General features: G+C 53.5%; 11 protein-coding genes. 10 read left to right on the top strand and 1 reads right to left on the bottom strand.

Features of this window, described 5'->3' with window-relative positions:
* Positions 1-2: 2 nt before the first annotated feature.
* From galE to BLP91_RS09500, 9 genes are all read left to right on the top strand, one after another.
* Positions 3-1,016 carry a UDP-glucose 4-epimerase GalE gene (galE, locus tag BLP91_RS09540; protein WP_091570143.1) on the top strand — a complete coding sequence of 338 codons (1,014 nt, stop codon included), beginning with the start codon at positions 3-5 and terminating at the stop codon, positions 1,014-1,016.
* Positions 1,013-2,122 (top strand): M24 family metallopeptidase, encoded by a 1,110-nt coding sequence (locus tag BLP91_RS09535; protein WP_091570140.1) that lies wholly within the window; start codon positions 1,013-1,015, stop codon positions 2,120-2,122. Before galE ends, BLP91_RS09535 begins: the two co-directional genes overlap by 4 nt.
* 44 nt (positions 2,123-2,166) lie before the next feature.
* Entirely contained in the window at positions 2,167-3,387 is a 1,221-nt protein-coding gene (locus tag BLP91_RS09530) for an ROK family transcriptional regulator (protein ID WP_091570137.1), read from the top strand.
* Positions 3,388-3,550: 163 nt separating this feature from the next.
* Positions 3,551-4,285, top strand: coding sequence for a Cof-type HAD-IIB family hydrolase (locus BLP91_RS09525; RefSeq protein WP_091570135.1), 735 nt, complete (start codon positions 3,551-3,553; stop codon positions 4,283-4,285).
* A 202-nt stretch (positions 4,286-4,487) separates the two neighbouring features.
* On the top strand, positions 4,488-5,426 hold the full coding sequence (gene speB / locus BLP91_RS09520) for an agmatinase (protein ID WP_091570132.1): 939 nt from the start codon (positions 4,488-4,490) through the stop codon (positions 5,424-5,426).
* A gap of 32 nt (positions 5,427-5,458) precedes the next feature.
* On the top strand, positions 5,459-6,847 hold the full coding sequence (locus tag BLP91_RS09515) for a sodium:solute symporter family protein (protein ID WP_245662218.1): 1,389 nt from the start codon (positions 5,459-5,461) through the stop codon (positions 6,845-6,847).
* A 256-nt stretch (positions 6,848-7,103) separates the two neighbouring features.
* Positions 7,104-7,826, top strand: coding sequence for a ThuA domain-containing protein (locus tag BLP91_RS09510; protein WP_091570126.1), 723 nt, complete (start codon positions 7,104-7,106; stop codon positions 7,824-7,826).
* Between the two features lie 387 nt (positions 7,827-8,213).
* Entirely contained in the window at positions 8,214-8,912 is a 699-nt protein-coding gene (gene sigK, locus BLP91_RS09505) for an RNA polymerase sporulation sigma factor SigK (RefSeq protein ID WP_091570123.1), read from the top strand.
* A 197-nt stretch (positions 8,913-9,109) separates the two neighbouring features.
* On the top strand, positions 9,110-10,216 hold the full coding sequence (locus BLP91_RS09500; protein WP_245662217.1) for an enoyl-CoA hydratase/isomerase family protein: 1,107 nt from the start codon (positions 9,110-9,112) through the stop codon (positions 10,214-10,216).
* Positions 10,217-10,421: 205 nt separating this feature from the next.
* Here the strand turns inward: BLP91_RS09500 and BLP91_RS09495 are convergent, their stop codons facing one another.
* Positions 10,422-11,759 carry a tetratricopeptide repeat protein gene (locus BLP91_RS09495; protein WP_245662216.1) on the bottom strand — a complete coding sequence of 446 codons (1,338 nt, stop codon included), beginning with the start codon at positions 11,757-11,759 and terminating at the stop codon, positions 10,422-10,424.
* A 264-nt stretch (positions 11,760-12,023) separates the two neighbouring features.
* Between BLP91_RS09495 and BLP91_RS09490 the strand changes: the two genes are divergently transcribed.
* The gene (locus BLP91_RS09490) at positions 12,024-13,166 is read left to right on the top strand and encodes an acyl-CoA dehydrogenase family protein (protein ID WP_091570121.1); all 1,143 of its coding nucleotides are present in this window, start codon (positions 12,024-12,026) and stop codon (positions 13,164-13,166) included.
* The last annotated feature ends 10 nt before the right edge of the window (positions 13,167-13,176 follow it).

Here is a 13,176-nt window from a genome sequence, read left to right as displayed (position 1 = left end):
GGATGGCGGTATTGGTTACTGGTGGAGCCGGCTATATCGGCAGTCACACCGTTGTTTTTTTAAAAGAGCAGGCCGAAGAGGTGATCCTTCTGGATCATTTACAGACCGGGCATCGACAAGCGGTGCGGGGAGATGCCTTTTATGAGGGGGACCTTCGCGATGGGGACTTATTGGATCGCATCTTCACGGAACACGATATCGACGCGGTCGTCCATTTTGCTGCCCACTCCTTGGTGGGAGAGAGTGCGGCAGATCCGCTGAAGTATTATGAAAACAACTTGTATGGCACTTTATGTCTGCTCCGAAAAATGATTCGACACGACGTGAACCGAATCGTCTTTTCTTCCACCGCGGCCGTCTACGGGGAACCGGAGCGACTTCCCATCCGGGAGATGGACCCGACCCGCCCAACCAACCCCTACGGGGAAACCAAGCGGGCCATCGAAAAGATGCTTCACTGGTGTGAACAGGCCCACGGCGTTCAGTCGGTCAGCCTTCGGTATTTTAATGCGGCCGGTGCCTGGCCCGGCGGAGAGATGGGAGAAGATCATGATCCGGAAACCCATCTGATTCCGCTGGTATTGCAGACCGCTCTGGGCGAGCGGAAGGAAATCGCCATTTTCGGAGATGATTATCCGACGAGAGATGGCACCTGTATCCGGGATTATATCCATGTGATCGATCTGGCCCAGGCTCATGCCCTCGCCCTGGATAGGCTGCGGAGAGGGGAAGGGAGCGGTGTGTACAACTTGGGAAACGGGGAGGGTTTCTCGGTGAGGGAAGTGATCAACGCCGCCCGGAAGGTGACCGGACGGGAGATTCCTATCCGTGTAACCCCCCGCCGTCCGGGGGATCCGGCGGTGTTGGTCGCCTCCTCGGATAAAGCTCGCTCCGAGCTAGGGTGGCAGCCGAAATACCCGCGGTTGGAGGAGATGATCGATCACGCCTGGAATTGGCACCGCAGCCATCCGAAGGGGTATGGAAGCCGGCGCGGGGAGTGGGGGATCAGCCGATGAAGGTCGATCTTTCCGCAGAGGTGAGCCAACGGGTGGATCGACTGCGCCGGTGGATGGAGGAGAGAGGGCTGGACGGGGTTCTGCTTCGAAAACGGCGCAGTTTCAGTTGGTTGACTGGCGGCGGCTCCAACCATATCCTCCAGTCGGAGGAAAAGGGGGTCGCCGATCTGTTGGTCTTGAAGGATCGGGTGATTGTTTTCACCACGGAGATGGAAGCGGACCGGATCACCGAAGAGGAGTTGGACGGCCTCGGCTTTGAACAGGTGGTCTCTCCTTGGTATGCAGGAACAGAGCCGCGCCTCGCTCAAGCCTGCCTGGGAAAGCGCATCGGCAGCGATGCTCCGGCGGAAGGGGTGGACACGCTCCTTTTCGGTCCTGAGCTGGCCCGCCTCGCTTATGTGTTGGGTCCGTCAGAGCGGGACCGTTACCGGCTATTGTGCCAGGAAGCCGCCCGTTTACTGGAACAAACCTGCATGGATCTCCAACCGGGGATGACCGAGCTTGAGATCGCGGGTCTCCTCGCAGGAAAAGCAGTCGCCCGGGGAATGCGGGTACCGGTGTTGTTGGTGGCCACAGATGAACGGATCCGTCGCTACCGCCATCCGATTCCGACGGACAAACCGCTTCAGCGGTATGGGATGTTGGTTTTGTGTGCCGAACGAGCTGGGTTGGTGGCCAATGTGACCCGCTTCGTCCATTTCGGGCCTCTCCCGCCGGATCTAAAGCAGAATCGGCTCAAGTTGATGGAGATCGACCTGGCGATGAATCGGGCCACCCGGCCGGGGGTCCCTATCCGGGAAGTATTCCGGACGGGGGTCCGGGCCTATGAAGAAGCGGGTTTCCCGGAGGATTGGCGCTATCTCCACCAAGGGGGACCGACAGGTTATGCCCCCCGGGAGTTTTTGGCCCACGAGGGGAGCGGCGGCAGGGTTCAGCTCCACCAAGCCTTCGCCTGGAATCCCTCGTTACCGGGGATTAAATCGGAGGATACGCTTCTGGTGGGTGCGGAGGGGAACGAGTTTTTGACGGAAACGGGAGAATGGGTTTATATTGAACGGAAAGCGGATGGAAAACTCTACCGAAGGCCTGATATTCTCATAAGGTGACTCGGACAGGAGGTCCACCGTAGAAAGACAAGGACGGTGACAGGATGTCGCATCCCATACAGACTGGCAGTTTTCAATGGATGAAATCGATCAATAAGTCCGCCATTCTCAACATCATTCGGCTCCAGGGACCCATTTCCCGGTCAGAGATCGCCAAGGTGACCCGGCTGACCTCCCCTACGGTCACCAATATTGTTGCGGAACTTCTTCAATCCGGCCTCGTGGTGGAGAGCGACCGCGGGGAATCGACGGGGGGACGCAAGCCGATCTTGTTAAAGATCAATGGATCTGCTTTCGGCGTGATTGGCGTCTATGCTGGGGCCAAAAAAGTGAGAGCCTTGGCGGCCGATCTGGAAGGGCGCGCTGGCGAGGAGGTTGTCCTCCCTGTTCCTCCTCGGCCAACCAAGGAGCAGTTTGTCTCGATTGTGCAAAAAGCAGTCCATCAGGTGAAGGAACAGATCCAGAAAAAAGGTCATCCCCTGTTGGGGATCGGGGTGGGAATGCACGGTTTGGTAGATCCCGAACAAGGGATCTCTATTTACGCCCCCAATCTCTACCTCAGGGATATTCCGATCGCATCGCTGTTGGAAGAGGTCTTTAAGGTGCCGGTGGAGGTGGAGAATGACGTGCGGGCGCTTGCCATCGGCGAGAGTTGGTTTGGCCAGGGACAGGGGATCGATGATTTTATCTCCGTCCATGTGGGCACCGGAGTGGGTGCCGGGATCATCGCTGAGGGCCGGTTGGTACACGGCCCCTCCTTTACGGCGGGGGAGGTGGGCCATACGACCATCGATGCCAGGGGTCCCTTGTGCAACTGCGGCAATCATGGCTGTTTGGAAGCGTTTGTCGCCGCACCAGCCATGGTGAGGCGAGCCCGAGAGCAATTGCAAACCGGTGTCTCCTCCTCCCTCAGCGATAAGCTCCAGGATACCGCCGATTCCCTCACCGGGGAGGCGATTTTTCAAGCGGCCCGAGCTGGGGACACGTTTGCTGCGGAAATTTTGGCGGAAACCGGCCGTTACCTAGGGATTGGGCTGTCCAACCTGGTCAATCTGTTTAATCCCCGCAAGATTATCCTGAGCGGCGGGGTGATCGCAGCCGGACCGCTGGTACTTGACCCGCTCAAACAAACGATTCGGGAGCGCGCTCTCTCCATCCCCGCCGGCGATGTGTCGATCGTCCCCTCAACCCTGGGGCGAAGCGGTCGGGCGATCGGTGCGTATACCCTGGTGTTGCAAAAGCTGTTTCAACCTCAAATGTCATGAAACAGGTATGGGCAAAAGGAGATCGATCATCTTATCATAATGAGGGGTTGGATCATGGACGAAGTAGATCGGACGGGGATCCTCGGCCCTGAACCAACCGTTTTTGACGCCCTCTGAGAGACCCCTCGGGGGGTGATGATTATTTGGGAAGGCGTGTTGATGAGTGAGTACTCGTTTCAAGCTGTTGGCCTTGGATATGGATGGGACCCTGTTAGACGGGCAGGATGAGATCTCCGAAGTCAATCGGCAAGCGATTGCAAAAGCCCGTGAGCAAGGCGTCCACATTGTGTTAAGCACCGGTCGTTCCATCGCCACCTGTCGTCCCTATGCCGAATCGTTGCAGTTGAACTCTTATCTGGTGACGGTAAACGGAAGTGAGGTATGGGATGATGCCGGAAATTTGCTGGAGAGACACCCGCTTCACCTGGAAGACGTTGAAAAGATGCGGGAGCTATCCCGTCGTTACCAGACCCGTTTCTGGGCAGTAACTTCGGAGCGGGTGTGGCGGAATCAGTTGCCGACGGACCTCTCCTCCTCTCAGTGGCTAAAGTTTGGTTTCGATTTTGACGATGACGGGGTGAGAACAGAGGTTCTGGAACAGCTGTCTGAAAACCCAAGATTGGAAATCACTAATTCCAGTCCGATGAATATGGAAGTGAATGCCGTCGGCGTCCATAAGGCCCGCGGCCTGGAAACGGTCTGTCGCCGGTTGGGTTTATCGATGGACCAGGTGATGGCGATGGGAGACAGTCTCAACGATATCCGGATGATCAAAGAAGCGGGGCTCGGGATCGCCATGGGGAATGCGCAGGATGTGGTGAAAGAGGCTGCAGATTGGGTCACGGGAACCAACGAGGAAGACGGCGTGGCCCAAGCGATACGGTATTGGCTGATATAATGAGACACATGTCATCATAGAAAAAGCCAGGGCCCTCCCTGGCTTTTTCTATTTGTCGTGGTAAAAGGAAGCTTGGCTCCTTTAGACAATCTGTCTAGTGGTTTAGCTGGGCGAATCCTGTATACTGAATATACGGAATTGGGACATCTTTGATAGGGGATGTGACCCCATCCCATCAGATTGTTTGAAAGGGGTAGAGAACATGTCATCCTATCGCCCAGATTACACCAAGGCTCCCCGGTACACCGGGATCCGTACGTTTATGAAACTGGGGCTTGACCTGAAAATGGACGGGTCGGATGTTGCAGTCATCGGATTGCCCTTTGACACAGGGGCGAGTTTCCGTGCGGGGGCTCGGTTTGGCCCAGCGGCGATTCGTGAGATGTCCGTCCTGCTTCGTCCCGCCCACTCTTTTCACAAGATCAATCCCTTTGAGCATGTGCGTTGTGTGGACTACGGTGATCTACCTCTTTTACCGGGGTACATGGAAGACTCCTTCGACATCATTCGAGACACTTATCGCCGGTTGGCCAGGGAAAAGGTGATCCCGGTCGGATTGGGTGGCGATCATTCGGTGACATTGGCGGAATTGCGAGGTTTGGCTGATGTCTATGGGCCGCTCAGTCTGGTTCATTTCGATGCCCACGGCGACACGTGGGATGAGTATTGGGGGAAGAAGTATACCCACGGCACACCCTTTCGCCGGGCACTGGAAGAAGAGATCATCGATCCGCATCATTCCGTGCAAATCGGACTGCGGGGGACCGTATACCACCCTGACGATATGGATGAAGCGGCGGAGCTCGGGTTTGAAGTAATCGCTGCCGACGAGCTACATACCCTGCATCCCACAGATCTGCGGAGGCGTATCGAAAATCGCGTCGGTGACCGAAACGCGTTTCTGACCTTTGATATCGATTTTTTTGATCCGGCTTATGCGCCCGGAACGGGGACACCAGAGGTCGGAGGGTTTACCAGTCATCAAGGATTGACCTTTGTCCGGCATCTTCCTTTATTAAACTATGTCGGTTTTGACTTAGTGGAGGTGTTGCCCGCCCATGATCACAGCCAGAATACGGCACTATTAGGGGCGGCTGTCGTATACGAGTTTTTGGCCTTGATTGCATTGAATGAGTCATGACCCGGTAAAATCACGGATCCGAGGGTGAGATCATGACAAGCCTGGATATCCTCGTAGTTGTCTTATACTTTGTTGTCCTGATCGGTATCGGTTTTAGCAGCATGAAGAGGATCGCCAATGAGGAAGACTATCTCGTCGCGGGACGGCGTCTCGGTTACGGCCTGTTTATACCGGCGATAGCAGCTGTGGTGTTGGGAGGAGCCTCCACCTTCGGCAGTTCATCCTTGGGTTACGAACACGGAATTTCCGGTATGTGGCTGGTGGTCATGATCGGCTTGGGGCTTATCGGCATGGGAATCTTATTTTCAAAAAAGCTGAGTGAGTACCATGTCTACAGCGTCAGTGAATTGCTCGGGAGACGATTCGGGCTGAGTAGTCGCTACATCAGTGCGGCGATAATGGCCGTTTATGACATGATGGTGTCCGTCACGGCGATGATCTCCATGGGTGTGTTGTTTACAACGATGTTCGGCTGGCCCCATGTGATTGCCATCTGTGTAGGGGGGGCGATCCTCGTGTTGTACACCACACTTGGGGGGATGTGGGCTGTCACCCTGACGGATGTGATTCAATTTTGGGTGATGACGGTCGGTCTGTTGTTGCTGGTGCTGCCGATGGGTTTCTTTGAAGTGGGGGGAATGGAAGGCTTGCGTGCTCACCTCCCAGCCGATTATTTTCGTATGACCCATATTGGCGGGAAAGTGATATTTTCCTACTTCTTACTCTACTTCTTCGGGATGATGATCGGACAGGACATCTGGCAGCGAGCATTTACCGCGAGAAATAAGCAAACGCTCCGTAACGGTACCGTGTGGGGAGGCATCTATTGTATCGGATACGGGATCGCCGGGGCCGTGATCGGGATGACTGCGAAGGTGCTTTTTCCCCATCTCCAAGATCCTCAACAAGCACTGCCGCAATTGGCGACAGAAGTCCTCCCTCCGGGATGGCTCGGGTTGGTGATCGCTGCCGTAGCTTCGGCGGTGATGTCCACCGCCTCCGGCACCCTGATGGCATCCGCCACGATTATCGCCAATGACTTATTACCCCGTGGTTCCAGCGAAAAACATCAGATTCGTCTGACCCGAGTGGTCACGTTGCTCATCGGTACAACGGCTGTCATCATCTCACTCGCTATTCAAAACATCGTGGTGGCCCTCAATGTAGCATACGCACTCCTGACCGGCAGTGTTTTTATCCCTGTAATCGCTGCCTTGTTTTGGAAAAGAGTAACGGCTCAGGTGACGCTGGCTTCCATGCTAATTAGTGCAGGGGTCGTCATAACCGATTTGATGATCGAGGGAATCTCTTCTCTCAACCCGATCTTGTATGGTCTTCTCAGCTGTGCGGTGGTGATGGCGGCAGGTACCTACTTTTCCACTAAAAAAGAATCTGCTACCGATCACCAACAGACGATGTGATGTGGACATCGTATAGCGAGGCATCCCGCAACCGGTCTGGTACATGGATGGATGCCCTTTTAGGAGGCGTTTAGATGGAGGTTGTTAGTTAAATTAATTTAACAAAGTAAGAAGTGAAAAAGGAAAATATTCAGAAAATAATGTAAAACGGGAGGGCTGAACTTCAGTCGGGGGGGACGTTAACTGATTTGTAATCATTTTTCACAGATGGCTGCCACCGCTTTATCGACAATACCGATAGAAGGAAGGTTGACCAATGACAGCAACGATCCGGGTGACGGTCTGGAACGAAAACCGTCACGAGCAATCTGATGAGCAGGTACGATCCCTTTATCCTGAAGGTATCCACGGTGCGATCGCCCATTACCTAGGGAAAGAAGGATTCGTGACCAAAACGGCTACTCTGGATGAGCCCCAACACGGTTTGACCGAGGAGGTGCTCAACAATACCGATGTATTGACCTGGTGGGGACACGTGGCCCACGACGAAGTTGAGGATGAGATTGTGGAGAGAGTGCATCAGCGTGTGTTGGAGGGCATGGGTTTAATCGTGCTTCACTCCGGGCATTTTTCCAAAATATTCAAGAGGTTGATGGGGACCAGCTGTGATTTGAAGTGGCGGGAGGCGGACGAAAACGAGCGGCTGTGGGTGGTTCAACCCAATCATCCGATCGTGGAAGGAATCGGGGAGTACATCGACATCGAAAAAGAGGAGATGTACGGCGAATTTTTCGACATTCCTCAGCCGGATGAATTGATCTTTGTCAGCTGGTTTAAGGGGGGAGAGGTGTTTCGCAGTGGGTGTACATACCGCCGTGGCCGAGGGAAGGTGTTTTATTTCCGGCCCGGCCATGAATCGTACCCGACCTACTACCATTCGGAGGTGCTGCGAGTGATCAGTAATGCGGTGCGTTGGGCGGCTCCCACCTCTGGCCCTCGTCCCAACTTTGGAAACCGGAAACCCTTGGAACAAATATAGGGTGGCTGCTGGAAGGGACGCTGTAATCCGAAGGCACTCCGCCAATCGGAGTGCGGCGTTGGTAGATAAGGATAACATCGGCGATGATCGGGATGCACCGCCGATGTTTGGAGGTTAAGGCGAAGCGATCAGCGGAAGCTCATTGGTCTTATCTTGGTCTGAATCGATGCATAATGTGGAAACGAACCCGGCGGATCCACGGGAGGGCGCGGGTTCGGTTGTTGATGGGTAAGGTGTAGGTGTCGATGGATATCGATTCGAATGTCTTCCCGCGATGAATGAACTTCGCGATCGAATGAAATTTTTCCGTACAGGCACGCGGCTGCTGTCCTCCTCATATGCTGGTAACACCTGTTTTCGGCAAAGCAGAGCGGAGGTGACAGCGGCGTGCCCGGTTTGTTCACGACCCTTGCTTTACTATTCCGTGAAGTGGCGATCTTTGTCGCGTACATCAAGAACAATGCCTTTCCCCAGCCGCTCAAAGAAAAGGAGGAAGAGAAGTATCTCCAGCGGATGGTTGAGGGCGACAGGGCGGCCCGCAACGCCCTGATCGAACATAATCTCCGGTTGGTCGCACATATTTGCAAAAAATTTGAAAACACCAGTGAGGACACGGAAGACCTGATCTCCATCGGTACCATCGGATTGATCAAGGCGATTGAGTCCTACCGCCCCAACAAAGGGACCAAACTGGCCACCTATGCAGCCCGCTGTATTGAAAACGAGATTCTGATGCACCTTCGTTCTCTGAAAAAAGCGCGCAAGGATGTTTCCCTGCAGGATCCGATCGGCACAGACAAAGAGGGAAATGAGATTACGTTGATCGATGTGCTGGGAACGGATCGGGATGAAATTGTGGAGACGGTCCAGTTGATGATCGAGAAGAAGAAGATCTACGGACATCTGCATATCCTTGATCCGAGGGAGCAGGAAGTGATCCGAAACCGATTCGGTCTGTCCGGAGGAAAAGAGAAAACTCAGCGGGAAATCGCTAAGGAAATGGGTATCTCTCGCTCCTATGTCTCCCGCATCGAAAAGCGAGCGCTGATCAAGTTGTACCATGAGTTTTACCGGGTGGGTTCCTGACCTTTTATCCGGTCTGATGTGGATTTTTCATGGACCCTGTAAGGGATCGGTTTGCCGATTCTTTGCGGGGATTTTTTTATAAGGAAGTGCTTTCATCTGGTTTTGCTTACGATAAAATAATAGTGATTCAACCTGTGTGATCATCCAAAAACCGCTGACAAGTTTAGGTATCCAACAAGGTAAAGGTGGTTTTGACGTTGAGTGATGAAACGAGTGTGCGAACGCAAATCGTAAACGGCGTTGGTTGGATCCGACTCAATCGCCCACGGGCATTAAACGCCTTAAATGAAGAAATGGTGAAAATCATGGAGCGGCAACTGCGGGACTGGAGAGAAGATGATCAGGTGGCTCTGGTCTGTATCGAAGGAGAAGGGGAGAAAGGATTGTGTGCCGGGGGCGATATGCGCCGGTTGTACGAATTAAGGGATCATGGCGTGGAAGCTTATGCGGCCTCCTTTTTTTCCACTGAGTATCGGATGGATGACGAAATCCACCGCTATCCGAAGCCGGTGCTCGTCTATATGGACGGGGTGGTGATGGGAGGCGGTGTCGGCATTTCCATCGGCGCTTCCCATCGTATCGTAACGGAAACGACCAAATGGGCCATGCCTGAGATGAATATCGGCTTTTTCCCTGATGTGGGGGCCAGCTGGTTTTTAAATCAAATGCCGGGGTGTGTAGGACGTTATCTCGCCTTAACCTCTGAGGTGCTCCGCTCGGGGGATCTCCTTTCCATCGGGGCCGCCGACTGGTATGTGGCCCGCGCGACATGGCCGGCGCTGAAACAGGCCTTGATGGAAAAAAGATGGTCACCGGAATCCGTCCGGCAGGAGCTGGATCACCTCTTGGAGCAATACGGTTCCGCGACGGCTCCGTCCTCCACCCTCCCGTTGCAGCGGGAACAGATTGATCTCCACTTTCGGTTTGACACCGTGGAGGCGATCCTTTCTTCCCTGGAGAAAGCGGCGGAATCGGGCGATGAATGGGCGCAGAAGAGAATGAATAACATCCGATCCAAATCTCCGACGTCATTGAAAGTCACCCTGCGCCAACTTCAGCTGGGGCAAAAACGGTCGCTCCGAGAATGCTTGGCCATGGAATTGAGCTTGGCGATGAATTTTATGAAGTGCGAGGACTTTTATGAGGGGGTTCGCTCGGTGCTGGTCGATAAAGATCGTTCCCCCCGGTGGGAACCCTCTACCCTGGAAGAGATCACAGAGGACCGGATCCGCTCCTTTTTCCAATATCAATGGGGAGGAAATGGGAGTCCGCTGGTGGATTGGATCGATAAGGGAGAATCGTGAAGATGAACCCCTTAATGCAAACAAGAAAACCGGGCGGAGAAAGCTCCGCCCGGTTTTCTCTTAATGTCCTCCAGGTTTACTATTAGTTGATTGGGCTGAATGTCCTCCAGGTTTACTATCAGTTGATTGGGCTGAATCGAGTGTTGGGGCAGCATGGAATGTAGTTGATAAGATGACACCGGTGATCAGGACGAACAGGAAGTTTTTACTCCACTTTTTCAAGAATTGAGCCCTCCTCATTTTGCAATTTCAACTGTAGTCTATACATATTTCTAGTTAACTGTTGAAATTCCTTTTTATCCACTTCTTCCAAACATTCGGCCAGGCGAAGCATGGCTTGATAGGTTTGTTGGTGAAGGCCGTGGCTTTCGGCAAGTTCCAGCTCCCGTCGGTAGTAGGCAGCCGCTTCCTGCCGGTCGTCCTGCAAACGGTAATAGTCCCCCATGGCGTGGAGGGCGTTGGCCAGGTGGGGGGCGTCATTCATCCTTTCTCCAATCGCGATCGCCTTTTGTACGGCGATAACAGCATCCTCATTGCGGTTAAATTTCATATAAAGTAGTCCCAGTCGGGTATAGGTGATAATAAATTTGTCCTCGTCAAAATCAGGTAATCGATCTTTTAATTGAAGTGCCATATCAAAACAGTGTTCGGCCCGCTCCCATTTTTTTAACTGAATATAGGTGCTGCCGAGTACGGTCCAAAAGTCGAACATCATGGAAAAATCCCGGTTCAAGCGGGCTAATTCTAGACCGGTCTGGGCATACTCGACGGCTTGGTCCAGCACGCCTGTTCTGCGGGAGAGTTCCGCCCGCAGCCAGTAAAAGACCAGCGTCGTCTCCACCTGCTCGATTTCCGACAATTGGTCCCATGTTTCATCCACTACCCGCATCGCTTCCCCGAGTCGGCCTAACCGTTCCAGGTAGATGCCTTTGTTCCGCTTGAGGATATAGATGATCTGGGAGCGATTTCCCCGACCGGCAAAGGCGTCGATACCGCTTTCGACGTATTGGAGCGCCTGTTCCAGATCGTTTTGATAAAAACTGCAGAGGCTTAGTTCGTTAAAGGCGGCGGCTTCGGTATCTGTAGGAGTGTGTTGGCTCACGCGAATGGCCTGATAATAAGCATTCTCCGCCTGTCTCCATTTTTTGAGATGCCTGTAACACTTCCCCTGAATATAATAATAGTCAGGGGCGTAGGGGTGGGAGTCATCGATCTCCGCTTCCAACTCTTTCAGCTTTTGCAGACACAACTCATGCTTGCCCATGCTGCTCAGGGATTCGTAGGAGATCAGTTTGGTTTTTAACTCTTGCAACTTTTCTTCTTCGCCCTTTATTAACTCCGGAATCTGCTCCATAGATATCCCTAGTTTTTCCATCAGGTAGTAAAGCTTGTCCTGTTTCACATGGGGAACGCCGCGCTCGATATTGGAGATGGTCGCGGGGGAAATTTGTTCATCGGCCAAATCCTCCAGCCGCAGGCCTTTAATTTTCCGCACCCTTCTGATGATTTCGCCCATTTTTGGCAACTCGAAGTGAGTGGTCAACGATATAAGACCTCCTTTTATTGATTGTTTCCCTAATTTTATAACAACTAACAGGTTGTAGGAAATGTTTATTTTACATAACTGACAGTTAATTTATAATAGCAGCCGATTTCGATATATCAGAAATGTGTGTTGACAGAAGATGTCCGTCGATTTAAAATACCAGTACGTACTGGTACGAATGATAAAGCTTCTGTGTGCAGACAGGGTGGAGTAGGGGATTGATTGTGCAAGGGTATCCATTTTAGAGGAGGAGGGTGTCCAATGGTTTCTTTTCAGCCTACGGAAGATGAACAGGCCTTTGTTGATTTGGCGAGAGACTTCGCCAAGGAGCGGATTCGTCCCCTGGCTCGGGAGTGTGAACAGGAAGGGCGTGTCCATCCCGAATTGGTGAAAAAAATCGAGGAAGTGGGTTTCGCATCCCTGGAACTGCCTGAAAGTTGGGGCGGTTTGGAGATGCCTTTAATTTCCCAGGTACAGATTCTGGAGGCACTCAGCTCTGGTGATCTGGGAGTGGTTCAGGGGCTGCCCGGCGCTGGAGATGCTGCTTCCCTGTTTCGCTTCATCCCCGATCATCCCTTACTTGCGTCTTACAAAGAGGCGGGGCAAAAGGGTACATGGCCCACAGTCGCTTTCCTTCATGCCGCTGAGGGTGAAATTCCCCAGGGTGTCACCATCACGTCTGCGGATGAAACCGGTTACGTGTTAAATGGCACGTCTCAGCCGGTTCGATTGGCGGCCTTTGCGGACTACTTGCTCGTCTCGGCCGTCGACTCCCAAGGGGAAACCCTCCTGCTGTGGTTGGATCGACAAAAGGGCAACCGCTGGCAAGCAGAAGCGGGGGACTACCGCCTCGGGTTGCTAGCCTCCGGTTGTGCTCGGATCCGTTTTGACGAGGAGAAGATCTCCTCAGATCAGGTGTTGGCCAAAGGAGATGAGGCAAAGGACCTCCTGGCAAAAGCGTTGCGCCGCATTCAAGTGTTGGAGGCATCCAAGGAGATAGGGCTGATGGATGCCGCGGTTTCTTACGTCACCGAATACACGGCACAACGGAAAGCTTTTGGCCAGGAAATCGCCAAATTTCAGGGCGTCTCCTTTACCCTCGCTGGCATGGCCATCGAAACTCAGGCGATGCGCCATCTGGTGCTACGTGCGGCGGCGGATATCGACGGGGATAAAGGGGAGGTAGCAGCTTCCAGCACATTGGGCCGGGTTCATCGAGCCCTCCGGTTCGTCAGCGATTCCGGTGTTCAGCTGCTCGGCGGCCACGGGTATGTGCAGGAATTCCCTGTGGAAAAGTGGATGCGGGACGCCGAAGCGCAAACCCTCCTATACGGACGGGAAGGGGAGCTCCTGATCCAACGGGGGGAACAGTTGCTGGACAGAAAGGTTCCAATTGAGGTTTAAGGGGGGTATC

The organism is Melghirimyces thermohalophilus (assembly GCF_900102685.1).
Taxonomy (GTDB): Bacteria; Bacillota; Bacilli; order Thermoactinomycetales; family DSM-45169; genus Melghirimyces; species Melghirimyces thermohalophilus.
Note: the sequence above shows the minus strand (reverse complement) of the source record. Positions and strands in the feature narration are given on the sequence as shown.

Coding starts and splice junctions, on each gene's coding strand:
- speB (WP_091570132.1), top strand. CDS start 4,488: ATGTCATCCTATCGCCCAGATTACACCAAGGCTCCCCGGTACACCGGG.
- BLP91_RS09510 (WP_091570126.1), top strand. CDS start 7,104: ATGACAGCAACGATCCGGGTGACGGTCTGGAACGAAAACCGTCACGAG.
- BLP91_RS09530 (WP_091570137.1), top strand. CDS start 2,167: ATGTCGCATCCCATACAGACTGGCAGTTTTCAATGGATGAAATCGATC.
- galE (WP_091570143.1), top strand. CDS start 3: ATGGCGGTATTGGTTACTGGTGGAGCCGGCTATATCGGCAGTCACACC.
- BLP91_RS09535 (WP_091570140.1), top strand. CDS start 1,013: ATGAAGGTCGATCTTTCCGCAGAGGTGAGCCAACGGGTGGATCGACTG.
- BLP91_RS09490 (WP_091570121.1), top strand. CDS start 12,024: ATGGTTTCTTTTCAGCCTACGGAAGATGAACAGGCCTTTGTTGATTTG.
- BLP91_RS09515 (WP_245662218.1), top strand. CDS start 5,459: ATGACAAGCCTGGATATCCTCGTAGTTGTCTTATACTTTGTTGTCCTG.